The 24,331-nt window shown below is 52.3% G+C and carries 18 protein-coding genes; 15 read left to right on the top strand and 3 right to left on the bottom strand.

Features of this window, described 5'->3' with window-relative positions:
• The first annotated feature begins 1,043 nt into the window (after positions 1–1,043).
• From GKZ68_RS22865 to GKZ68_RS20875, 9 genes are all read left to right on the top strand, one after another.
• Entirely contained in the window at positions 1,044–1,232 is a 189-nt protein-coding gene (locus tag GKZ68_RS22865) for an integrase core domain-containing protein (RefSeq protein WP_367949243.1), read from the top strand.
• A 77-nt stretch (positions 1,233–1,309) separates the two neighbouring features.
• A protein-coding gene (locus GKZ68_RS20910; protein ID WP_254244317.1) for an IS3 family transposase occupies positions 1,310–2,418 on the top strand; the annotation gives its coding sequence in 2 pieces (ribosomal slippage) (positions 1,310–1,562 and positions 1,562–2,418; 1,110 coding nt in all).
• 791 nt (positions 2,419–3,209) lie between these two features.
• The gene (locus GKZ68_RS20905; RefSeq protein ID WP_173118790.1) at positions 3,210–4,775 is read left to right on the top strand and encodes a vitamin K epoxide reductase family protein; all 1,566 of its coding nucleotides are present in this window, start codon (positions 3,210–3,212) and stop codon (positions 4,773–4,775) included.
• A 334-nt stretch (positions 4,776–5,109) separates the two neighbouring features.
• Entirely contained in the window at positions 5,110–6,663 is a 1,554-nt protein-coding gene (locus GKZ68_RS20900; protein WP_173118788.1) for a DUF6734 family protein, read from the top strand.
• A gap of 1,216 nt (positions 6,664–7,879) precedes the next feature.
• Entirely contained in the window at positions 7,880–8,059 is a 180-nt protein-coding gene (locus GKZ68_RS20895) for a hypothetical protein (protein WP_173118786.1), read from the top strand.
• Positions 8,060–8,579: 520 nt separating this feature from the next.
• Positions 8,580–9,635 (top strand): IS110 family transposase, encoded by a 1,056-nt coding sequence (locus GKZ68_RS20890; protein WP_173118784.1) that lies wholly within the window; start codon positions 8,580–8,582, stop codon positions 9,633–9,635.
• 234 nt (positions 9,636–9,869) lie between these two features.
• Positions 9,870–11,309, top strand: a complete 1,440-nt coding sequence (locus GKZ68_RS22860) for a cysteine peptidase family C39 domain-containing protein (RefSeq protein ID WP_367949241.1) — start codon at positions 9,870–9,872, stop codon at positions 11,307–11,309.
• On the top strand, positions 11,285–12,184 hold the full coding sequence (locus tag GKZ68_RS22855) for a peptidase domain-containing ABC transporter (protein WP_173118782.1): 900 nt from the start codon (positions 11,285–11,287) through the stop codon (positions 12,182–12,184). The genes GKZ68_RS22860 and GKZ68_RS22855 overlap by 25 nt, the downstream gene beginning before the upstream one ends.
• A 54-nt stretch (positions 12,185–12,238) precedes the next feature.
• Positions 12,239–13,531, top strand: coding sequence for an HlyD family efflux transporter periplasmic adaptor subunit (locus tag GKZ68_RS20875; RefSeq protein ID WP_173118780.1), 1,293 nt, complete (start codon positions 12,239–12,241; stop codon positions 13,529–13,531).
• A gap of 203 nt (positions 13,532–13,734) precedes the next feature.
• Here GKZ68_RS20875 and GKZ68_RS20870 read toward each other — a convergent pair whose 3' ends face one another.
• On the bottom strand, positions 13,735–16,260 hold the full coding sequence (locus GKZ68_RS20870; protein ID WP_302052025.1) for an outer membrane beta-barrel family protein: 2,526 nt from the start codon (positions 16,258–16,260) through the stop codon (positions 13,735–13,737).
• 426 nt (positions 16,261–16,686) lie between these two features.
• Between GKZ68_RS20870 and GKZ68_RS22850 the strand changes: the two genes are divergently transcribed.
• The 3 genes from GKZ68_RS22850 (at position 16,687) to GKZ68_RS20855 (ending at position 19,900) form a co-directional block, all read left to right on the top strand.
• Positions 16,687–17,028, top strand: a complete 342-nt coding sequence (locus tag GKZ68_RS22850) for a transposase (protein WP_367949242.1) — start codon at positions 16,687–16,689, stop codon at positions 17,026–17,028.
• 1,529 nt (positions 17,029–18,557) lie between these two features.
• The gene (locus GKZ68_RS20860) at positions 18,558–19,127 is read left to right on the top strand and encodes a replication initiation protein (RefSeq protein ID WP_173118775.1); all 570 of its coding nucleotides are present in this window, start codon (positions 18,558–18,560) and stop codon (positions 19,125–19,127) included.
• Entirely contained in the window at positions 19,124–19,900 is a 777-nt protein-coding gene (locus GKZ68_RS20855) for a DnaA N-terminal domain-containing protein (protein ID WP_254244311.1), read from the top strand. Before GKZ68_RS20860 ends, GKZ68_RS20855 begins: the two co-directional genes overlap by 4 nt.
• Before the next feature lie 23 nt (positions 19,901–19,923).
• Here GKZ68_RS20855 and GKZ68_RS20850 read toward each other — a convergent pair whose 3' ends face one another.
• Complete coding sequence (locus GKZ68_RS20850) at positions 19,924–21,270, bottom strand: Y-family DNA polymerase (protein WP_173118771.1); 1,347 nt, start codon at positions 21,268–21,270, stop codon at positions 19,924–19,926.
• Positions 21,271–21,366: 96 nt separating this feature from the next.
• Between GKZ68_RS20850 and GKZ68_RS20845 the strand changes: the two genes are divergently transcribed.
• Positions 21,367–21,840, top strand: a complete 474-nt coding sequence (locus GKZ68_RS20845; RefSeq protein WP_173118769.1) for a hypothetical protein — start codon at positions 21,367–21,369, stop codon at positions 21,838–21,840.
• A gap of 190 nt (positions 21,841–22,030) precedes the next feature.
• Here GKZ68_RS20845 and GKZ68_RS20840 read toward each other — a convergent pair whose 3' ends face one another.
• Complete coding sequence (locus tag GKZ68_RS20840) at positions 22,031–22,504, bottom strand: LexA family transcriptional regulator (protein ID WP_173118767.1); 474 nt, start codon at positions 22,502–22,504, stop codon at positions 22,031–22,033.
• A 230-nt stretch (positions 22,505–22,734) separates the two neighbouring features.
• Here GKZ68_RS20840 and GKZ68_RS20835 point away from each other — a divergent pair, with 230 nt between their 5' ends.
• Both GKZ68_RS20835 and GKZ68_RS20830 read left to right on the top strand, forming a co-directional pair.
• Positions 22,735–23,319 carry a sce7726 family protein gene (locus GKZ68_RS20835; RefSeq protein ID WP_173118765.1) on the top strand — a complete coding sequence of 195 codons (585 nt, stop codon included), beginning with the start codon at positions 22,735–22,737 and terminating at the stop codon, positions 23,317–23,319.
• 160 nt (positions 23,320–23,479) lie between these two features.
• Positions 23,480–24,316, top strand: a complete 837-nt coding sequence (locus GKZ68_RS20830) for a hypothetical protein (protein ID WP_173118763.1) — start codon at positions 23,480–23,482, stop codon at positions 24,314–24,316.
• Positions 24,317–24,331 lie beyond the last annotated feature (15 nt).

The following is a 24,331-nucleotide window of genomic DNA, read 5'->3' as shown; positions in this document are numbered from 1 at the left end:
TGGGCGTAGACAATATACTGCCTGACAAAGCCTACGATACGGGCACTATTGTGGCAGCCGTAGAGGTCCAGGGCGCGCAAATCGTCATTCCTAACACAAAGTACCGTAAAACCGCACGGCTCATCGACTCCAATATCCACCAAAAATGCAACAAGGCCGAACGCTTTTTCAGCTGCCTTAAGCAATTTCGCCGAGTTAGCTACTCGCTACGAAAAAGCTGAGGTGGTCAAGTTAGGCGAGTGGGTCTGGGATGGTAATTTCCCCATGGACAAGATTGATAAGCGGCGCTTATACGACGACGCGTTCAAAGCGGAGCCCCTGCGCCTGGCCAGCAAGAGCCGCTCAACCCAGGCGGCCCGGAACTGAATTTCGACCCTAAGCGCATCTACCAGTGGCAGCGCCAGGCGCAAGCCCCACTGACGGGCGACTCAGTGAAGACGGCCGAGGTATGCCAGCTGCGGGCCGCCAACAGACGGTTGGAGAAGGAGTTGGAAATTTTAAAAAAGCCATCGCCAACTTCTCGACTCCTGAGAACCGATGAACTGCTGACAGTTTATTGACAAATAGCGTGCTCACTATCCGGTCGAACTGCTCTGCCGGACGCTGGGCGTGTCAGCAGCCCACTATTATGCTTAGCGCAATCCGCAGCGGGCACCCGTGCCGGTGCCGCTGGCGGCCGACTGGCAGCAAGCGCTGAAAGAAGTTTTAGGAGAGTACATGCGCTGCTACGGCACCCGTCGGCAGCGGGGCTGAGCTACAGGCTCAGGACCAACGCGTAGGCCGCCAGCGCCTGCGCGCCGCCATGTGTCGACACGGGCTACGGGCCAGCCCTGCACTTATACGCCGCGCACGACCAACTCCACCCACGGGCTACGCTGCGCGCCTAACCGGCTGCTCGACCAGCCCAGGTTGAGCCAGGCCACTAGGTTGAGGTGCCGCTGCGGCGGCATCTTGGTCAGCGATATTACCTATTTACCGTTGACCTCCTGGCAGTGGGCTTACCTGTGCGCCTTCCAGGATGCCTACACCCGGCAAGTGATCGGATGGCGAGTGTCTCGACAACGCCCAGGCCGAGCGTCTCTGGTCGCGGCTCAAAACCGAGGGGCTGGGAGCCGCACGAGTGGCGCATGTTCCGCGGCCTGGCGGACGTGTCGCACAGCGTGGCCAGTTATTTTGACTATTACAATCACAAGCGTCGTCACTCCGCGCTTTTCTACCAATTCCCACAGTGACCTCCTCCCAGTAAACTAGGCCATTGTAAAGTAGAGAAAATCGGGCATTGTCGTACCTTAAAACCCCAGACAATGCCCTGAAAAAGACCAAGTTTACCGAGGCCCAAATCGTGTTCGCCCTACGCCAGGCCGACACCGGCATCACCGTCGCGGAGGTGTGCCGCAAGATGGGCATCAGCGAGGCCACCTACTACAACTGGAAGAAAAAGTACGGCGGCTTGGGCGTACCCGAGCTGCGGCGGCTCAAGCAGTTGTCAGCGGAAAATCAGCACCTCAAACAGCTCGTGGCTGACCTGAGCCTTGACAAGCAGATGCTGCAGGACGTGCTCAAAAAAAAGTTTTAAGGCCCGTGCAGCGTCGGCACGCGGCCCAACACCTCATTGACGCTTACCGCATCTCTGCTCGCCGCGCCTGCCGAGTCATTGGCTTGCAGCGCGCCAGCTTTGCTTACAAAGCAGGTGGGCGTGATGATACCGTTTTGCGCCAACGCTTGCGCGAATTGGCGCAAGTGCGCGTGCGCTACGGTAGTCAGCGCCTTTATGTCCTGCTACGCCGGGAAGGCTGGCCCGACAATCACAAGCGCGTTCATCGGCTTTACTGCCTGGAAGGCTTGAACTACCGCAGCAAGCGCCCGCGGCGTAACCGCGCCGCTGCCCATCGGTTAGAACGTCTGCCGTTGGGTCGGCTACACCAGAGTTGGAGCATGGATTTTGTGGCCGATAATCTCTTCGATGGCCGCAAAATCCGCGCCTTAACGATAGTCGATAACTTTAGTCGCCAGTGCCTGGCTATTCACGTGGGCCAGTCGCTCAAAGGCGAAGATGTCGTGGCCGTGGTGCAGCGCTTACACCAGCAGGTAGGCGTGGTGCCCGAGCGCATTCAGGTCGATAACGGCAGCGAGTTTAGCAACAAGGCCCTCGACCGCTGGGCCTACGACCAGCACGTCACGCTGGACTTCTCGCGGCCCGGCAAACCGACAGATAATCCGTACAGTGAATCGTTTAATGGCAGCTTCCGGGACGAGTGCCTGAACGTGCACTGGTTTCTATCGTTGACTGATGCACAAGAGAAAATCGAGCACTGGCGCCAGGAGTACAATGGCTTCCGACCGCACAGTTCATTACAGAGTTTAACGCCCGATGAGGTAGTGGCGGCCGCCACTACGGTCGAGCTTCAGAACGCCTGATGCTCCACTTTCAACCGGCTCAGTAATTGGGAGGAGGTCAAGAGCTGCTTAACCTCTGCCTACCACTGGCTTATCGAACGGGGAAGCGTACACAAGTGGTGGCGCTTGAGGCAGAGCTATTGACCTTACTCGATTAACATTTTGAGTAGGAATAAGCCACTTACAATCCATACCCGGTATTGGCCGCAAGACGGCGGGCATGCTGCTTCTGTTTGAGGGTGCTTTACGCGCCTCGACAACTATGGCCAACTCATTGTTAAAGCGGGCCTCTCTCCACGGGAGCATACGCCGGGACCAGCGTGCTGGATAAAACGCACATTACCAAGATAGGTGGGGCTCTCCTTCGCGGTAAATTATTTGTCTGTAACTTCTCGGCTAAGAAGTTGAACGCGGCTTGCAAAGCCTTGTTTGAGCGACTGCTAGCCAAAGGTAAAAGCAGCAAAGTGGCCTTCCTTGGTTGCTGTCTGCAACTAACTCTTTAAGTAAGCCTTCGCCATTGTTAAATCCGGTGTTGCTTACTAAGCGAATTTCGCTAAACTTCCGGCTTAAAACATGGCTGTTCAACACTGTTCATGTTGTGTCTCCGATAATTTTACGTATAGCCTAGTAAAAATTGTTAGAATTCCGCTATATTAGCGAGCGATACATAAGCTTGCGCCTAATGCTACATAAAATATTTATATACTATAATAACAATGTATTATTATAGTATATTTTAAAATTAAGAAAAATTGTACTTGCGCATCAGGATTTTTATAACAATTTAGTTTTGTATCTCTTAGCTCTTAGTCATGAATAAAAATTCTGTACGTATGGAAAAAGTAGTCATAGACTATCTTAAGCACATAGGCGCCAAGGCTAACTATCCAAATATCGAGGATAACATTTTTAATCATCCAGATTATCCTTCAGTTCTGAGTATTTCCGACGTACTTAGTATGCATGGATGTAAGGTTAATGTAGTTAAGGTTGACTTAAAAAAGGCCGCAGCTATTCAATACCCATGTTTAGTCCATGTTTATAATGACGGCGGGGGTGTGATTTTGGTCAAAAGCTTACCTGATTTTATAACTAAAATAAATAATTTCGAACGTGCTTCGGGAGTGCTGATTAAAATAGAGTCAAAAATAAGTTCGAATACTTTTGAATATAGAAAATATATCGTAGAGAAAGGGATAAGATACGCATTGATTTTATCTCTTTGCTTTTTATTATTTTATTCTATATTTAATTTACGCTCAATTAATCTAGCCCCATCTCTAATACTCCCTATAATTGGAACTGTAATTGGGTTTGCCTTAGTTTTCAAGGATTTAGGGATAGCTGCTGAAGAGTTAGAAAAGTTTTGCTCAACTCAGCATGGTGATGGATGCGACAAAGTTACTAAGTCAGCTAGCGGAACTATAATGAATATCATTAAGCTCTCTGACATAGTATTAGCTTATTTCTCATTCCAAATTACAACTGTATTAATGCTTGGCTTCAATGCATTTCCGACCCTAAAATTTATATCATTGTTTTCGTTATTAGCAGTGCCCTATTCTATTTATAACCAAGCTAAAATTGGAACTTGGTGTAATTTATGTATTTTAACATTGGCTATCATTATTGCTGAATGCGCGTATTTCAACTATAATTACGCTGGTTATGGTCTGAATATTTGGCACTTTATCTACGCTGTGGCTGCTCTTGTTAGTATTATGTCTGCAACTGTCATAATAAATAACACAATTAGAGAATTGTTGACTTTAAAGGGCGAATTAGCTTTGTCTAATAGAATCAAAAATTCTTTTTTTGTTTTTAGTTCTATTCTGAAGTCTACTGATAAGATAGATGTTACCAATGATAATGAAAGCAAATTTGTTATCGGCAATATAAATTCACCGATCCATATAACAATGATAGCTAACTTGTATTGTGGCCCATGTGAGGAAAAGTTGCTACAATTATCTCAATTTGTTAAAAAACATTTAGACGATGTATGCCTAGAATTATTATTCATTAAAAACAATCCGGATGAATTAGAAATATCCGCTAACGAATATATATTCAATTATTGGTTGGCCAACATTAAAGGTGCTTATAATGAGTTAGAAAGAACTGTATCACTCCTCTTAGATTGGTACGACATTAAAAATCTCGACACGTTTTCCACCAAGTATAAAGAAAATGATCTATCTACAATCAGCCAAGCTACTAACATGTATAATAAACAACTAAACGTAATTAAGAATATTGATTATAGCCAAACCCCAACTTTATATGTTAATGGGTACAATATGCCTAATAAGTATTCGATATTTGACTTAGAGAAAATATTGCCTGAAATTTTAAACGAAATTAAAAATTTTGGTTGATGGCTATCGGCTTTGCCATTTTAAAAAGCCTAAAATTTCTTTCTTTTTTTTATGAAAAAGCGATTTAAAATTGACTCATTAGACATCGGTACAGTCTTGAGTCGAGAGCAAATGAGGCAAGTAAAAGGTGGCGCAACAGCTGGTGATGGTTGTCAGCATTGTGTGGTAACTGGCGCAGCATGTGGTTTTAGTCCTGTCAATCCTTGCTATTGCACATTCAATCCATCAGATTTTTGCTATTTCTGATAATTTTCAATTGACAGCACAAGGTTGCGTATTACTATGTAACCTCGTGCTGTCAATTTTATGTTACTTGTCAGCAAAAATTCTAATTATGAAAATCATACAGAGTTACTGGTCCAAACCATCCGAGACATCTCGTTTAACTAATGACCGTCACTCTGGGGGCTGGCTTACATCTAGATACCACTATATTGGAATGAGCCTAAGTTGTTTACTTCTCAACAGATATCATCGTAGTGTAGAGCTTTTAACTGATGAGCTTGGTTATGAATTACTTATCAATAAGTTGAACTTGCCGTACACTAAGGTTAGCAAATGTATGGACAATATAAATTCTTATAGTCCTTCACTATGGGCTTTGCCTAAATTACATGCTTATAATATCCAGGATGAGCCTTTTATACATGTGGACGGTGATGTTTTTGTATGGCAGGCACTTACAGAGTTTTTAAATGGAAATCAACAATTAGTTGTACAAAGCCCAGAAATCCATCTCGTTGGATATTATAAGAAACTGTATTTGCATATGCGTAAAACGTACCATAATATTCCTTCTGAGCTACAATGGGACGAAAATGTCACATCCTCTAAACTATTTTTCACTTCTGTGAATGCCGGTATTTTTGGTGGAACGGACAACGCATACATAAAGCAATATGCATCAACTGCGATAAATTTCTTTAACTCTAATAAACAAACTATACAATCAGATCCCAAGGCTGATACGCTTAACGTCCTAATTGAACAGCTATTGTTCTCTAAATTAGTTGAAAAAAATGGTAAAACATTAGAGTATGTTTTGCCTAATCTAGATAAAAAATTCAGCCAAATGCTGCAACTGCATCTGGTTCCATTAGCTTCTAAATATGTCCATTTAGCTGGAAGGACAAAAAGAATAATGCACAATTGTGAGCAGGTAGAAATGAGACTTCGATACGAATTTCCTAAAGAATATAAAAGTATTTGCAAAGAGCTGGAGCAGATAGAAAATGAAAATAGGTCTATTTTCCCTTATATTAATTCCAGCCTAGATAAAAGTAAAAAAAGAATTAAAAATAGTTCATCAGCGAAGAGATTCTTTTTACGTAATGGCATTACTCTTAATCAACTTAAAAACTCTTCAGACATAAGTCAGGGTAATGTTAACCGAATGCATTTGTTTGTAAAACAATTGTATGATCTTGAATCTGCATTAGAAAGCTTAAATAATAAAAATAATACATATAAATCTTATAAGTTTAAGAATGCAGAAGTTTTTTATAATATGTTGACTATGTTGTCAATAGACGACATACTAAAAAATCGTTATACTTCATCGAGTATTTCAATAATACAAAAAACCAACTGGCCGTTAAAACATATGAGTAAAATCATTAAAAATAATAATTGGCATTTAAATTTTACGGATACATTCATTGGAATAACTTTAAACATGCTCGGCGCAAATGCTCAGGACCTCAAAGGGTTGGACAAGCTTTTAGTACTTTTTCAGAACAGAATTATTTCAGGTAATCAGCTTGTTGATTATTTATTTGAAAAAACAGGGAGCACCGCAGAAAACCTTAACAATATCAAGCTTATTGCATTAAATTTTTTAGCGAATCAAGTTGTTCTGACAGGAAGGTTGAGAGTAGTTAAACCTTAATAATCTTTTTCAGAAACTATAGTTTATTTTCTGATATTAAGAGACACCATTAGTGGATTGAGACCATTTAATGGGTGCTGCAAATAGGATCTTATATTAGTTTTTTGGGTAGTGGTCTAAACTCATGTAAAACCGTATTGGCCGTGCGATAACTATGATTTACCTGTGCAGGCATTGTTCAAGCGAGCACGTGCGCAAAAATGGCAGCAACGGGTGGACGGGCGAAATATCAATGCACCAATTGCGGCTACCAGGAATTCTTGCAGTCTGCAGCCCCAGCGCGAGCGGCTCGCTAAACGCAAGTTGGAGAAGTGGCTATTTTGCTTAAAGTCGCAGTTACCAACTTGGCCCCGGATTGGACCACTGGTGACACTTCCACACATATTGGATAGCCTCAAAAGGTGTGGAGAACGGACAGGCAGTTGGTTAGGTTATAGTCAGTATGATGATTACGACTTTTCCAGCGAAACCTGTGTGTTGGTGATAGCGGCTGAGGTGCTCTACTTAAGCGGGGAAGAGTTGAGTGGCACCTTTCCTTCGTTGTTAAAGACAGCCCTTAACCTGCCAAACGTCGGCGCTATGACGCCGCCTTGCGTACCGAAACGTTGCGCTTAGTTGCGCAAAATCGCGTGACTCAATCCATGGTGCGGGCACTCAACATCGACCCCAAGCGCATCTACCAGTAGCAGAAAGTCGCCCAAAAGCCGATGGCCGCGTTGGGGCCTGCACTGCAACCGGCCACGGCCGCCGAGTTGCCAGGCGTACAAGCGGACGGCCCGGCGGCAGGCGCAAAAGTTGGATATTTAAAAAAGCCATAACCATCTTCTCTTAGACTCAGACGTCATGAGCCGCTACCGCTTCATCGCCGCCGAGCGCGGCCACTACCCCATGCGACGGCTGTGCTAGGTGCCGGGCGTGCCAGCCAGCGGCTTCTACGCCTGGCAACTCGGCGGCCGTGGCCGGTTGCAGGTGGCCCAGCGCCAAGAAGGGCCAGGGTGGACCGCCGGCGCTCGGCCATACGCCGGCCGGGCCTGCACGCCCTCCAGTCCAAGACCTTCGCCCCGCGCACGAAAGACTCCGCCCACAGCTTGCGCTGCACGCCCAACTACTGCTCAACCGGCCCAAACTCACCCAAGCCAACCGGACGAGGGTGTAGGACCTCACCTATTTGCCGCTGGCCGATGGCTCCTGGACCTACTTGTGCATGTTTCAATAAGTGGCCAGCCAGCATGTGCTGTGCTGGCATGTGGCAGCCACCATGCTCGAAGAATTAGTCAGCACGGACTTGCGGCGCGCCTTTTGGTCCCAGCCGCCTACGCCGGACCTGCTTGTGCACTCCGACCTGGGTGGACAGTATTGTGGCAACGACCACCGTAAACTGCTGCGCGACCGCTAGGCCCTGCGCTCGCAGAGTCGCCGCGGCAAATGCTATGCTAACGCGCACGGTGGTCGCGCTTCAAAATCGAAGAGCTAGAACGCCGCGAATGGCCCGTTTCTGCCAACCTTGCCGCCGAGCAAGCTAGTTAGGTATTTTATTAATATTACCATATTTATAAATATATACTATCACTTTCAATCTAGCATCGGCTACCAGCCCCCGCATCTTGATCACCAAAAACACATTCAAGCTACTGCCCTAAACTCACCAGCTTGACTCGATCACCCCTACCCTTGTATGATTGCAGAGCCTTTCGTAGAAGGGTAGCCAGAAAAGGAAACGGGGTCACCATCCATCCCTAAAGGCGGCGTTTCGGCGCTGACCTTGTGCGATAGAGACTGTGCCCCGTTTCCCGTTTTTGCCCGAAGACTGAACAGTATGGAGGGAGTCCGGCTGCGTGCTGACATCCCGTATTTGTGCAAGGATAGTTGCGGTAAAAACCTGACTGGCAAGCTGCTTTCCTTCTTATTTCCCGCTTATGCCTGTTCCACCAGCTGCCCCCCTCAAGTATGTCGTGGGTCTCGACATTGCCAAAGACACGTTTGTAGCCTGCTTCGGCCACATCGAAGTCACGCAGCACCTGCACTTTGGTAAGCCCGCCACCTTTGCCAACACCAGCGCCGGCTTTGCCGAGCTACTCACCTGGACCGTGCGCCAGCAAGCGGCCCGTGCCCCACTCTGGTTTGTCGTGGAGGCGACGGGCGTGTACTACGAAGAGCTGGCCTATTTCCTGGCAGATAAGCAACAGGCGTTGAGCGTGCTGCTGCCCAATAAAGCCAAGCACTTCGCCCAAAGCACGGAGCAAAAGAGCAAGACCGACCTGCTCGATGCCCGCCTGCTCTGCCGCCTGGGTCTGGAGCGGGTACTGCCCGCCTGGCAGCCGCCGACCCCGGCCCTGCGCCAGCTGCGCGCCCTCTCCCGCGAGCGTCACAGCCTGACGGGGCAGGGGGCGCGGCTTAAAATCCGCCGCCATGCGTACCAGCACAGCTACCAGCCCGATGCCCGGACCCTGGAACGGCTCAACATGCAACAGCAATTAGTTGACCAACAGCTCAAAGCAGTCGACAAAGACTTGGCCGACCTGGTAAAGGCGGCGCCGGACCTGGCTCGCAAGCTGGCCCATTTGACCAGCGTCCCGGGTATCGGCCTGACGACGGCTATCGCCTTGGTCGCCGAAACGACCGGCTTTGCCCTGGTCGAAAACGAGCGGCAACTGGCCTCCTACGCCGGCCTGGACGTGGTGCAGCGCCAAAGCGGCCTCTCAGCCGGGGCCACGCGCATCTCCCGTCGGGGAAACGTGCGCCTGCGCACGGCCCTGTACCTGCCGGCTGTCAGCAGCCTGCGCTACAACCCCCAGCAGATGGTTTTTTACGCCCGTCTGCGCAGTCGGCACCCCACCGGCAAGCCCGGCGTGATTGCCGTCATGCGCAAGCTCTTACTCCTTTGCTACTCGCTCTGGAAAAACGACCAGCCCTACGACCCATACTATCATCCGGCCCACCAGCCCCCAAAAGAAGTAGCCCCGGCCGTTTAAGGACCGAGGCTACGCAGGATGAACCCGAAGGCCCTCCTTGGAAGAGCCCAAAGGTAAAAATTATTGCCTCATTGCTTGCTTTTCATCACAGTATCTACCGCATCCATAATACCTGAGGCATCGAAGCCGTGTTTAGGATTGAACAAGCAAGTAAACAACACCCACTCAGCCATCTTTTACAGGGCCACTCCCATGTAAATGCAAATTCAATGTTACTGACAATCTCTTTTACTGATGCGATTTCCCCTTTACATCCAGCATGACCAAATGGACTGCGGTCCAACCTGCTTACGCATGGTGGCAAAGCACTATGGGCGGCATTTCTCCGCTCAAACCATGCGCGAAAAAGCCCAAATTGGAAAAGAGGGTGTCTCGCTACTGGGCATCGCTGAAGGCGCCGAAGCCATTGGACTGCGAGCTTTGGGGATCAAGGTGTCATTTGAGCAACTGGCAGAAGAGGCACAGTTACCATGTATAGTCCATTGGCAACAAAATCACTTTGTAGTAGTATATGATATTAAGCTAAGAAGCAAGTGGAAAAGTAAATTAACTACCCTCTTCGGGTCAAAACCTTCCGTTGAGGAATTTGATGCCACTCACCAAGCTACATCCTATGGAGCTATTGCCAACACCAATGGGTTCCCCGTTGAAGCGAGAGGCACCGTGTTTGTGGCCGACCCAAATCGTGGATTGACTTCATATACTGTAAAAGAATTTAGGCAGGGGTGGCTGAACTCGTACGCGGACAACGAACGGGTTGGGATGGCGATGTTACTTGAGCCCTCGCCAGCTTTTTATGAGCAAGACGAGGAAGCGGATACCAACTACAGCCTCGGACGGGTGCTCAATTACGTCGGACAATACAAACAACTCCTTGCTCAACTTATCTTGGGGCTTTCCGTGGGCAGTGCGTTGCAGTTGTTGGTTCCCTTCCTGACCCAGTCGGTTGTGGACATCGGCATCAACACACAAAATCTACCCTTTATCTACCTCGTACTGGGCGCTCAGTTAATGGTCATGGCCGGCAGGCTGACCGTTGAATTTATTCAGAGCTGGATTTTACTCCATGTCAGCACTAGGGTAAATTTGAGCATACTTTCCGACTTTCTCATTAAGCTCATGCGCCTGCCGTTGTCATTCTTCGACACCAAGCACTATGGCGATATCATGCAGCGCATCGGCGACCACCAGCGCATTGAGTCCTTCGTAACGGGACAAGCAGTAGCACTGCCCTTTGCATTGGCAAATATTTTGGTACTCAGTGTAGTGGTTGCGCTCTACAGCCTCCCTATTTTCGGCATCTACGTTATTTCTAACGTGCTTTACGTAGGGTGGATAATGCTGTTTCTGCGTCACCGCCGTAAGTTGGATACGAAGCGCTTCACCCTGTCAGCTCGAAGCCAAAGTGCACTGGTTCAAATAATTCAGGGTATGCAAGATTTAAAGCTAGCCGGGGCTGAAAGGCAAAGCCGCTGGAGCTGGGAGCGCTTGCAAGCCAATCTTTTTCGGTGGCAGATGAGCAGTCTCACCTTAGGTCAGTATCAGCAAGTCGGCGCTTTTCTCATTAATGATGGTAAGAATATACTCATTACCTGTTTGGCAGCTCAGGCCGTTATCCAAGGACAAATGACTTTGGGGCAATGCTGGCTATGCAACAAATTATTGGACAGTTAAACGGCCCTGTCAGCCAACTAACCGGACTATCGCAGAGCATGCAGGATGCTAAAATAAGCCTGGAAAGATTGAATGAGGTTCATGCGCTCGCGGACGAGGAACCCATTGGACAGCCCAAAATGGACGAGGTAATTAATGCTGGACTATATCTTTCCCGACTTGCATTCCAATACCCCGGTGCGGGTAATGAACTGGTTTTACGAAACGTGAACTTGCATATTCCCGCAGGAAAGACTACTGCTATTGTCGGCATGAGTGGAAGTGGCAAGACAACTCTATTGAAATTACTATTGAATATATACCAGCCTAGCAGCGGCGAGATTCGGCTGGGGAACGTTGCACTTCGACATATGAAAAATGCCTCATGGCGTGCACAATGTGGCGTTGTCATGCAAGAGGGATATATTTTTTCCGATACGATTGCTCGTAATATAGCCGTGGGGGTAGAACGAATCGATACCAAAAAATTGACAGATGCCATCAGAATTGCCAATCTTAGTGATTTTGTGGACATCTTGCCTTCTGGTCTACATACAAAAATTGGACCGGAAGGTATTGGTATCAGTCAAGGACAAAAACAACGCATATTGATTGCGCGGGCAGTTTATAAAGACCCGCAATTTATTTTGTTCGATGAAGCAACAAATGCATTAGATTCTATTAATGAAGCTACAATTATGAATAATTTAGGGGATTTCTTCCGTGGTCGAACCGTCATAATTGTGGCCCACCGTTTGAGCACGGTCTGCCAAGCCGACCAGATAATGGTACTGGACAAGGGAGAAACGATAGAGGTTGGTACCCATTCCGAACTGGTTAAGCAACAAGGCTCGTATTGGAAATTGGTCAAAAACCAGTTGGAAATCGACATTTAATCATTGATATATATTTATTATATAACAATGCCTCTAGTGTTAATCTGCTAAGTAATGCATCAGAGCAGCGATTTTATTGAGCTTCGAGCGGAAGAAGTACAAGAGATTTTAGCGCGCCCACCTAAGTGGCTACTTCGATGGGGAATCACTGGGGTATTTCTCCTAGTGGTGATAATTTTTATCGGCACATGGATGGTACGCTACCCGGACCTTGTCCATGCATCTTTCAGGCTTATTGCTACGAATGCGCCGAAGGCTGTTGTTACAAGAACCGACGGCAAAGTCATACATTTATTTGTGCAGGATGGACAGCAAGTACAAGTAGGAGCGCCACTAGCGCATCTTGAAAGTAATGCCAGCTATGCGGAAGTACTGTGGTTGGGTGAAGAGTTACAATCTGCGTGGCATTTTGCCCAAAACGGAGAGTTAGAGAAAGTCCAGCTTGCAAGCCTAGCATCCTATCACGAGTTAGGCGAATTGCAAGCTGCTTTTCAAACTTTTGAGCAAGCTAACATCCGTCTCAAATCGTACTTGGCGGGTGGATTTTTCAGCAAGAAAAAAGCTTTATTGCAAAAAGAACTAAGTGATTTGCAAGAGCTCTCGAAACAACTAAGACGGGAGCGTTTATTGCAGTTTCGCGATGCTAAACTAGCTCAGCAAGATTATGATGTGCAACGCGGACTAGCCTCACAAAAAGGAATAGCTTCGCTTGAACTCAAGCGCGAGGCAAGTAAGAACATTGAACGCCAGCTAGCCTATGAACAAATGGCATCCACGCTTATCAATAATACTTCGGCTCAACGAGCTAAGCAGAAAGAATTACTAGAAATTGATCGAGAGTTTTCGGAGAAACGCAGTCAATTTCTTCAGGCACTCAATAGTCTGCAAAGTGCTTTAGTCGCTTGGAAGGCCAAATACATCCTTATAGCTCCCGTTTCCGGAAGGGTTTTTTTTACAGGATTATTGCAGGAGAGCCAAGTCGTCGCTCTTAACCAAGAATTATTTTACGTGGCTCCCGAAAGTACCGGATATCTTGGCGAACTCCTGGTTCCGCAACGAAACGCAGGCAAAGTCCGAGTTGGCCAAGAAGTATTGGTGAGATTCGCGGGGTTTCCTTATCAGGAGTTTGGGTTCGTTAAAGGACGTATTACTACCATTGCCGATATTCCTCTTAAGGACAGCGTTTTTTTAGCCAAAGTAGTGCTATCCGAGGGCTTAAAGACCAGCTATGGAAAGTCATTAGTCTACAAGACTGGTATGACTGCTTCCGCCGACATAATCACTGCTGATAGCCGCTTGCTACAAAAACTCTTTTACCAGTTTCGCAAAGCAACCGATGGCAGATAACAATAAGTAGGATATTTTTTATATTACATCAATATGTTTAACTGTTTTATTTTTAGGCGCAATAAGTTGTCATAGTTAAGGAAATATATATCAAAAAAATTATAGTACAGTCGCAGTCAGCAAGGGCTTGACTAATATCGACGGAACGTCTACTGATACTGCTCAACCCGACTTGTCCCTTTAGTTGATTGGTTGTGTTTGCCCTAACTGCCCCCGCCGCCCTGGCTGCTCCCGCCGCCCTTGATGTCGTCATTGCGGATGCTTTTGCGCTGGCGCATGGCTTGCTGTTGCCCGAAGCGGTAGGTGAAGCCCACCCGAAACTGGCGCTGCTGGTTGGTGAAGCGGCTGTTCTGCGAAAAAGTGGGTGTGGCCGTCTCAGACGAAAACGTGCGCTGTGCCGTGAAGGGATACTGCGTATTGAACGACACGTCGGCCCGGCCCTTGAGCAGCGTTTGGCGTAGGCCTACCCCGTAGTAGACAAAGCCACTGCTACGTCCCTGCAGCGTTGGCCGCGCCAGGGAGTGAAACAGATTGCCTTGCAACGTTAACGTCTTGGTCGCCTTGTAAGAAGTATTGACATTGTAGTTGCCGGCGAAGCCGCGCCGGGTCAAACCCAAGGCCGTGCTGCGCAGCAGCAAATACTGCACGTTGCCTCCTACACTAAGGCTCCACTTTTCGGTGGGCTTGGTCGAGACGTAGCCGTTAAGCTGGAAGGCCGTGTTGCTGGCCACGTTGGCGCTGGTTTGCAGCACTAAGTTGGGGGCGGGCACAATCTCGGCGGGTACGGGCAGCAGCGGCTGGGTGCTGGCAAAGCTCACGCGCTCGATGGAATTGCCGGTGCGCAAGACGGAAAGCGCCACGTTGAAGGACGTCGTTTTGATGAAGTTGTTGTAGCTCAGTTCCACTGAGTGCGTCAACTCGGGGTCCAGGTCGGGGTTGCCGTAGGAGTAGCTGATGGGATTGCTGCGGTTGACGTAGGGGTTCAGGTAGTAGATGTAGGGCCGGCTGATGCGGCGACTGTAGGCCAGGCGTAGACTACTGGTTTTGCTGAGCTCGTAGCTCACGTTGGCGTTGGGCAGCGGCGTGACGTAACTGCGATAGGGAATACCGGTGTGGGTGTTCGCAAACTCGGCCCAGAGGCCCGTGCGCTCCACGCGCCCGCCCAGGCCGAGGTGCAGCTTCTCCGAGGCGTTGAAGTTGTACGTGGCATACGCGGCTTCCACGTCCTGGCGGTAGTCGAAGGCGGTGCCCCGGTAGCGGGACGTAGCAAACTCGGGGGACAGGGCCGGAAACAGGGTGTCGACCTGCGCCTGCGAGCCCGTCAGGCGAACAATACCCTTGAGGCCAAACTCTAGCGTCTTCTTCTCCCCCAGGGGCAAGGTGTAGTCACTTTGCAGCGTGTACTCGTGGCCCGGCAGGCGGGTGGTGCTGCGCTCGCGGTAGCTGGCTTGGCTCACGTCGAGCGCCCGGTCGCTGTTATTGAACTGGTTAAATTCGTAGCCGTTGCGGTTGCCATTGTAGGCATATTGCACCAGGGTGCTCCACTCGCGCCGCTCCTGCTTGTAGGTGCGGGTATAGGTGCCGGTCACCTCGGCGTTGCCGCCGTTGTAGGTCGAGCGCGTGTCACGCAGAAACAGGGCTCCGAAGCCCGGCAGCGGCGTAGAGTAACGGTTCAGGTTGCCCGACTGGTTAGCGCCGCCGTAGCTGAAAAAGGAGCCGTTGAGCGAGAAGCTGTGGTGCTCGGCGGGGTCGTAGTCGAGGCCGAGCGAGCCCGAGCCGTAGTAGCCCGTGTTGCTGCCCGTGCCGTCCTGGCGCAGCGTGTCAGTGCGGGTAGGGCGGTAGGTTATCTGCTCGCTGCTCGACGCGCTGTGGCTGTTGTAGTTCAGCCCCCCGTTGAGCGAGGAGGTGAAGTTGAACTTGCCCTGGCGGAAGTTGAGCGACGCATTGCCATTGCTGCCGCGGTTGCCAGCGTTGGCCCCCACCGTGCCGTTAAGGCCCTGCTTGGCCCCTTTTTTAAGCACGATGTTGATGATGCCGGCCGTGCCCTCCCCGTCATACTTGGCGGGCGGGGTGGTAATCACCTCCACCGATTTAATCTGGTCGGCCGGGATACTTTTGAGGGCTTCCTTCAGGTTGGCGGCCAGCGTGGGCGAGGGCTTGTTGTTAATCAGGACCTTGAAGTTGCTGTTACCGCGCATCGTCACGTTGTCCTGGCCGTCAATAGCGAGCAGGGGGGCCTTGCGCAGCACGTCCTGGGCCGTGCCGCCGGCGTTGGTCACGTCCTGGTCGGCGTTGTAGACGAGGCGGTCCGGCCGGACTTCCATGAGCGGCTTTTGGCCGACCACCACCGCTTCGCCTAGTTTTTGCGCCGTAGCGGGTAGCCGAATGGGGCCTAGTGCCAGCCGGCCATCGGTCACGGTTACGGCCTGGGTACGCACGCCATAGCCCACGAAGCTGATGCGTAAGCGGTAAGCGCCGGCCTTTAGTTTGGTTAATTCAAAATACCCCTGCTCGTCCGCTGATTGCCCCGCCGCGGCTTTTTCGGAAGGGGCCGGTGGCAGGAGCACGACCGTAGCAAAGGGCACCGGCTTTTGCGTAAGCGAATCGAGTACGGTGCCCGTCAGCGAGCCACTGCCCTGGCCAGGCGCTTGCGCTGCCGCCCGCTGGCCGAGTACTGAGCAGCATAACAGTAACAATATTCGATGAGCTAAAGCGACAACGTGCTTCATGAAAAGGCAGGTAAAACGATGACAAGAAGCGCTTCTTAACTAATTAGCTACCACGCGCTACTCCGCACCAAAGGTAGGCTGCGCTGCTAGCTTAGCTAAATTGCCAGCTGAATATTGTTGCAATTAAAAATGTGCTTGTAGCAACGCAGAAGCTGGAAGCTACCGGTCGGCGTTCTGAGGCCTTCGCGTGCTAAGAAAAGAGCCCTCGTTTGCCAAACAGACTTGTAAAATTGGGCAAAGCGGCTAGCGCTAACCTAAACGCGTTCCGAAAGGTGTAGTGGCTGTAGCAGAAGTAGGCGGCTGACCAGCGGTATCTTGCAGGTATGCAGGGCCACAAGCAGTTTACTGACAAAGTCGTCACCGGCGTTCGTTTGTCCGAGCGGGTGCTGAAGCAAAATCTCTACCGCCAGCTAGCGAAGTTGCGGAATCGAGGGCTTTACCTACGATGCGGAAGCAGACTGCTTTACGTGCTCAGCCGGCAAGGTGCTGACTTTTAGATTATTTTGTAAAAATCAGGACAGTGAGCTGGGGAAAATATACCGCGCGGCTAGCCGAGACTGCCGCTTGTGCCCGCGGAAGCCGACCTGCGTCCCGAAGGTCAAGAAACAGCAGTATATTCGAACCGCCTATGCCGCGCACTACCGCCGCACCCTGACCCGACAGGGTCGATATATACGTCGGCTGCGTCAACGTACCATAGAACCCGTATTTGGCACTTTACTGCAGCACTATGGCCTACGCCGGGTCAACCAACACGCGATGTCTTAGCAGTACGCATAAAACGATGCTGCTAACCGCCATCGCCTTAAACCTTAAGTAGATCGAGCACCAGTCCCAACACACCTTGTGTCGGGCCAGCGCCCTGCCCAAGCCATCATCAGAGCAGCGGCTTTTATCCTTTTTGCGCACGTATTACTGCCGGTAGCAGCAGCTTGGGAACTGGAGGCAAAACGGACCAAGAGTTCTGCAGCAGCCACCGTAACTTATTGACCCTGTATGTATTGTAGCTCACTTGAGTAATTGCCTCAGCAAACAAGGTTCAGAAAGGCAGTCCAGAAAGAAACAGCTAATTGGTTTATTGAACCTAGCTTTTTGGACTGTGTGAAAATGTCATCTGGTTAAAAGTCAAGGACATATTATATACGGTATGTCCTTAAAGTAATTTTGTCTCCCTGCTGCTATAAAAAGGCCAATAACGCTTCTTTCGGCGCCGGAAAGAGGCGTTAGGTGGGTGCTTTGGGCTCCAGGCCGGCACCTCGTACTCCGGCTCCTCAATGACAAAGGCAGCGACTGTCACAGCCCACAGCTGCTGCACCCGCTCGCGGGCGGCGTCCAGGTCGGCGGCCGATGCCTGCCGGCTTTCCTTGCGCGCCACTCCCCCCGCTCGGCGGCCAGGTAGGCTTCAAGCTGCGCCATGGTACCGTACGCCAAGCGGCCTGCAGAGTAGCGCGCAACGCGGGGCAGCATCATGCCGGGTTGGTTATTGAGAAAGTCCCGCAGCGAACCGCTCTTGTTCCAACGCTTCGCTGCCCACCGGGCGGGCGGCGCGGGTACGGGCTGCCCGCACCCACTTGCCCAATATGGCTTCGCTCATGCCCAATGCTTGCGCGACGCGCGGGCCGGCTGCCCGTCCTGCGTTACGCGGCGAACTGCCTCGGTCCGAAAGGCCGCATCGTACTTGGTTCGGTGCCGCTTAGCGGCTGGTTTTTCTGCTTCCATGACAAGGGAAGGTTACTTTCGCCCTGTCCACTTACCCGACCACCTCAGTTGGCTAATAGTGAGCTGAGCGCTAGCTCGTACTAAATAATGTAGCTACATGATTCCGCCCCCCAGGTGTGCGAAGCCAACTTTTAGACGGTAGCGCCGGCCTGAGCAATTTACGGTAGGCCTACACGACTAAAAAAGACGCTAGCTAGTCTTACTTTATCTTTAAAGCCTTAAAGCTTTACTATCTGCGTAAGTAACTGATAGATAGTATTTTATAAGCGTTAATTGCTACTAAAACCGTCTTATCTGCTACCTAAACCGTCTTATCTGCTACTTAAACCTAACTGACCTGCTACCATAACCGTCAGGTTGCCGCTACTAAAACCGTCTCATCTGCTACCTAAACCGTCAGGCTATTTCTGCCAATGCCTTCCTAGCCGCTGCTAAAACCGTCTCCGTTAGCTAGGCGATTCAGGTAGAAAAGACGGTTTCGGTAGCAGTAACCAATCCGCGAGGCAGGGGAGCGGAGTATGCACCTGCTACAATTTTTGCTAAATTTCGTACTTTAGGAGCGGATAAAATTTCGCCTGATGACTGACGCTACGCAGACGCTCACGATTAGCTTTCCCACGGAGGAGATAGTTCGCCAGCACAACGCCATGATTAACAGCCCGTTTAATTTGGCATCCACGGAGTGGCGGCTTTTCACCTGTATTCTGGCGCGGATACGACCCACTGACACGGAATTTGCCGTGCACGTTATTCCAGTGTCCGAATTCATGGACCTTTCCAGCAGTAACTGGGCTTACGAGTACGTGCGCGACATGAAAAGCAGCCTGGCCGGGCGTACCCTGCAATTAGAAATCATCCCTGAGACGGGAAAGCGTTTAAAGTCAGGCCGTACCCACCGTGATATCCCGCTGTTTTCCCTCCTCGACTACGTTGAGGGGAAGGGCTGCATCGAGGCGCAGCTGAATCACCAGGTCATGCCCTACTTGCTGGAGTTGACGCGGGGGGGCCAGTTTACCCGCTCCGTGGTGCAGGAACTCAAGAGTCTCAAGAGTGCATACGCCCATAAGCTCTACTGGCTCCTATCGGAATACCGCTTTCGGGGGAGCGAACCTTTACCTATGATGACTTGCGTTACCGGCTGGGAATGAGCGAGAACGAGTACGCTGACCGGTTCAACAACTTTAAGGCGCGCATCATTGATAAAGTACAGCTTGAACTAGCCAAAACCGACCTGGCCTTTACCTACCAGGTGCTGCGCACCGGCAAGAAAGCGACGGGTATTGTCTTTCGGTACTCGGCCCGGCCGATACCATTGGACCCAACGCCATCTGCTACCAAAACCGTCTCAGATGCCGACCTGCTGCCGGCCGAGCTTGTGGAGCAGCTGCGGGCCATTGGTATCAGCCAAGACAGTGTCGCTGAACTAACGCGCGACGTGTGCGAAACCAAGCGTTACCCGGTGGACTACATCTGGTACGTGCTCAATAAGTCCCGGCAGAACACTAAAACCAAGATTAAGAGCCTGGGCGGCTGGGTGTTCAAATTGGTACGCAACCGGTCGTTGCTCGACGAGTATGAACGCAGCCTCAAGCCTCCCACTACGGCAACTGGGCAACCCCGGCCGGCGGCGCCGGCCGGGAAGGCAGCACCCACGCAGGCAGAGGTAGCCGCCCGCGAGGGCTGGCGACAGTGCCTAGCGCGACTGGAAAAAGTGCTGGGCTCCCAGAGCCTCGCCACCTGGTTTAAGCCTCTGCAACCGCTTGTTTTCCAAAATGGAGTGCTGGAGCTTGGCGTTCCTGACCAGCGCATCTACGACCACATTGAAAGCACGTATGTGGAGGAGCTGAAGGAGGTACTCAGGCAGGTGTTCGGGCCGGGGTTCAAGTTGGAGTATTCGGTGACGCTGGCCCAGAGCGCTTAGCCGGGCGGGTAGAGTTAAGTTAACTAATTGACGAGTAATAAATCTTCCAGCCGGGTCGTATAGGCTGGCGTGCGCCACTGCGCTTTGCCTTCCCAGGGTGCCCGGCTATCGGGCCGGCGCTGACGGGACAGCACGACGGCGCTAGCCAGGCGAACCGTGCCCCGACCAAAGCGACTGTTCAACGCATCGAGGGCGCGCATCAAGCGCGGCTGCTCCGGGACCGTGGGGAAAGTAGGGGCCACCGGGATAGCCGCGAATAAATCCAGCTGCTGCCCCTGGCCCGGGGGCTCCAGGCCGTCGAGCACGACGCCGGCTTTGTGGTACGGCACGCCAGGCTCCCAGATGCGGTCGAGCAATAGGTGGGCGTAGCTCAGCAGCACCCGCGTGTCGGCCGTGGGTCCACTCGGTAGCGTCAGGGTAGCCGAGCGCGAGTAGGGCGGCGTTACCGCGGCCGAGTACCGGTTCTTGCCCAGGTACACCGTGAGCAGGTGCGCCAGGTCGCCTTGTCGCCGCAGCTTTTCCGCCGCGCCGGCCAGGAACGTGGCGACGGCTGCCAGTACCTCAGCCTGAACGTGCAGGGGTTGGCCAAACGTGCGCGAGCAGCTGATGCTCTGCCGGCTCAGCGTGCCATCTTCGGAAGGGTGCAGGCCCGCGCAGGGCTGGCCCTGAAGCTCCTGCACCAGGCGCACCCCCACTACCCCACCCAGGTGCTTGCGCGCCCAGGGCTCGGAAACCCGGGCCAGGTCGGCGGCCGAGTCGATGCCGGCAGCCGTGAGCTTGCCGGCGTACTGCCGGCCGATGCCCCACACGTCGGCGGCGGGCACCTGGCCCAGCGCCCAGGCTAGCCGCGCCGGCGTATCGAGGTGCACGACCCCCTCGAACTGCGGTTTTTTCTTGGCAATGCGGTTGGCGAGCTTGGCCAGCGTCTTGGTGGGGGCCACGCCCACGCAAGTCGGGATGCCGGTGCTGCGCTTGACGCCGGCGCGCAGCTGGCGGGCGAACGTTTCCAGGTTGCCCAGGTACGGCGTCAAGTGCTTTTCCAACCCGTGCAGGTCCATGAATGCCTCATCAATTGAGTAAATTTCCAGGCCGGGCACCTGCTGCGCGAGATGGTGCATGACCCGTCTGGACATGTCGCCGTAGAGCGGATAATTGGAGCTGAAGACTTGCACTTCGTGCTGCCGCAGCAACTCCTTAACCTGAAAATAGGGGTCGCCCATTTGCAGCCCCAGGGCTTTCGCCTCGGCCGAGCGGCTGATGATATTGGCGTCGTTGTTGGAGAGCACCACCACGGGCTTACCTTCCAGCCGAGGCTGAAAAACGCGTTCGCAGCTCACGTAGAAGTTGTTGGCGTCGAGAAGGGCAAACATGGCCTTGGCTAAAAGTTTGGTACAGCTGTTACTTGGCCGGATTCTCCCATTGCGTAGTCAGGCGTTGGTCCGAAGTATCTTTGGCGTATGGCCAGGATGCGAATTGTATTTGAGTTTGAGCAGGGCGAAGCGCCCATAACCCCAGCGCTATTAGCGAATTACTGGCATGAGGGCACCGATAGCGGTAGCAGCGACCAGCAGACGCGGGACTTGGGACTAGAAAGTGAGCTTGCCATGTTCGCGGCCGTGAAAGCGCAGCCGGAGCTACTGCGCCAACTCTGGTTAGAAAAAGCTATCTCCTGGCTGCAATGGTTAGAAAACTCAGAAGTGTACGACCTGGTAAAGCCCGTAGCTCCACCTGGGCCGGACCTGCACAAAATAGCTGCTGGGCTTCACGACTACGCACGCACCTACTTCCTAGAAGATGGGGTACTCGATGATTTCCGGAGCGATACGCTGATTCGTTGGGTACTCAGCCTGCGCATGGTCAAGGTCAGCGTGGAAGATGCGGAGGGCGTTCTACTAAATAGCGACGATAAGCCGCTACGGCGCACACGGAGCCGCAAATAAGGCGGTTTTAAATTTGGCCGTTAACACGCCTTCCCCTTTGCTCCTGGGGCACTGCTCATGAGGCCAATCATCCTGTAAATCTCTCATGTTGCTAGGTTTTTAGTGATGTTAGCAAGTAGGTTAGCTTTCCAGCGTAACTAGTTGCCAAATGCGACTTTTGGACTAATCTTTCAAGACAGGCCAAACATGGCTAGTCGTGGCTGTGCAGCAGCGCCGTGAGCCGCCCAGGTATCAGTTCGTGCACGACGTGGGTAACCACGCCCCAGATGCGCAGGTCCTCGGCGTTATCACCAATCTTATAGGGCGGGTAAGCCGGATTTTCCGGCATGAGCCACCAGCTTTGGTCTTTACGCACCAGGCGCTTCACGGTACACTCGCCCTCGACCACGGCCACCACTATCATGTTGTGGTCCGCCTCCAGGTGCTTATCGACGGCCAGCAGGTCGCCGGCGTGAATCTCGGCGCCGCTCATCGACTCGCCGGAAACCCGCAGCAGGTACGTGGCGTCCGGGTGCCGCAGCAGCAGCCGGTTCAGGTCGATGACGCCCGCCAGCTCATCGGAGGCCGGGCTGGGAAAACCGGCGGGGACCAGACTACTGAAAACCGGCAGTAAAAACGGCGTGGCCGTCCGGTCGGGGATGCGAATGAGGTGAATATTGGTCATAGGGCGGCACGGGAGGGGCCGCAAAATAAACGATTGCCAATAAACTTAGTTTGTATTTAGCTAAATCAGCTAGGAATTGGTGCCGACTGTAGAAGTTCGAATAATATGAATTTACTTAGCAGCATCTAGTTACTACTGTTACGGTTCTGCTTTATTTAATGGCGAGCTTGTCGCTGCTAAGTTCTCCTAAAGTTTGTTCTATTAAACAAACTTTTGTAGCTTGTTCTGTGATGAATGACCCCGAAATCCGGTCCTTGCTTCGCGCCCACTTGCTGCCCTGCACGGCCGTGCTCGATGAGTTGCCCATCGGCAATACTATCGGGGCCATGACGCGCGCGGACGTGGTAGCCCTGGGTGACGGCTACTTGCACGGCTATGAAATCAAGGGCGACAGCGACACCCTTAAGCGCATACCGCTGCAAGTGAACTGCTACGGCCACGTTTTCTCGGCCATCAACTTTGTAGTCGTCGAAAAACACGTGGGCAAGCTCCCCCCGCTGGTGCCGACGTGGGTGGGCCTGTGGGTGGCCAGCGCCGGGCAGCTGACGTGTGCCCGAGTTGCCGGCCCTAACCCCGCGCAGAGTAAAACCTGGCTGGCGGGACTGCTGTGGCAAGCGGAGCTGGTGGCCTTGCTGAAAAGGCACGACGTGCCGGTGCTCAGTCGCTGGCGCGTGTGGGAGTGCTGGGAAGCGCTGGAGGCTGCTGAGCACATCGCTGTGCACCAAACCGAGTCTTTTGTAAGTGAGTGCCTGCTGCGACGATTGCCGAGCCGGGAGCGCCGGCAGCAGAACGCGCAGCTACGCCGGCAGGGGTAATCAACGAGGGATTTTTGGGCCGTGGGGGAAAAGTGCGAACTACGCGAAATAAGGGGATTTATTTGCGTTTATTAGTATTAAATACACGTATAATATACAAGTTTTAGCGTAATTTTATACCCCAAGCCCCCCGATACCTCACCTTCTCCTACCTACTGCCATGAAAATTGCCCGCCAATCCAAGCTAGCCCTCAAAACCCCGGCCCCCCTCCCCGCCCTGCGCTTCGAGAACGTGAACTGGCCCGTTGTGTTCGAGCTGGAGGAGTTTCAGATGCTGGGGCTCTGCAACCGCCACGTAACCATCGACAACACCGGCCGCGACTGCTACGGCCTGCCCCTGATAGTTGACGCGGAGGCCTACCCCAAGCAGGGTAGCCCCTACTGCCTGCCCTTCTCCCGCTACGACGAGAAGCACCTCAACGACTTGCTGTGGCAGCTGCATACCCTACGCCAGGGCGCGTATGCGCTGACCGAGCGCCTGGCCTACAAGTGGTACCTGGACGAGTGCGAGCCCACGGCTACCCGGCCGCGCCGCGAGCCGCTGACCCGCCAGCAGTATTTCTTGCAGCGCGTGGTACGGTACGTGCAGGCGAAGGTATTGCCTTCCGCCCGGTCGGCCCGCCACTACCTGGTGCGCGAAACCCCGGCGCAGTATGAGGCCCGCGATGCGGCCGCCGAGGCCCAGGGCGGGCGCTACGTCACCAACCTGGAGCGCTTCGCGCAGCTCGATTGGCTGGGCCGAGTAGTCTTCGCGCTCGAAGGCCAGGTACGCCACCAGCGCCAGGAAATCTACTTCTCCCGGCTACTGGCCCAGGCCGAGGCCCGCCAGCAGCTTGCCCAGACCGAGGCCCGCCGCGAGAGCCGCCAGCTTTGGTACCCCATCGACCAGCAGCGCGAGGCCCAGCGCCTGGAGCGGCTGGCCCAGCGCCGCGCCGGCGTGCAGTTGGAGCCCGCCGCTGAGCCGGTGCAGTTCGACCTGTTCCGGACAGCGGCTTAGCCACCGATGCCCCTA

It is taken from the genome of Hymenobacter sp. BRD128, from assembly GCF_013256625.1.
Lineage (GTDB): Bacteria > Bacteroidota > Bacteroidia > Cytophagales > Hymenobacteraceae > Hymenobacter.
This window is presented reverse-complemented; position numbering and strand designations above follow the sequence as displayed.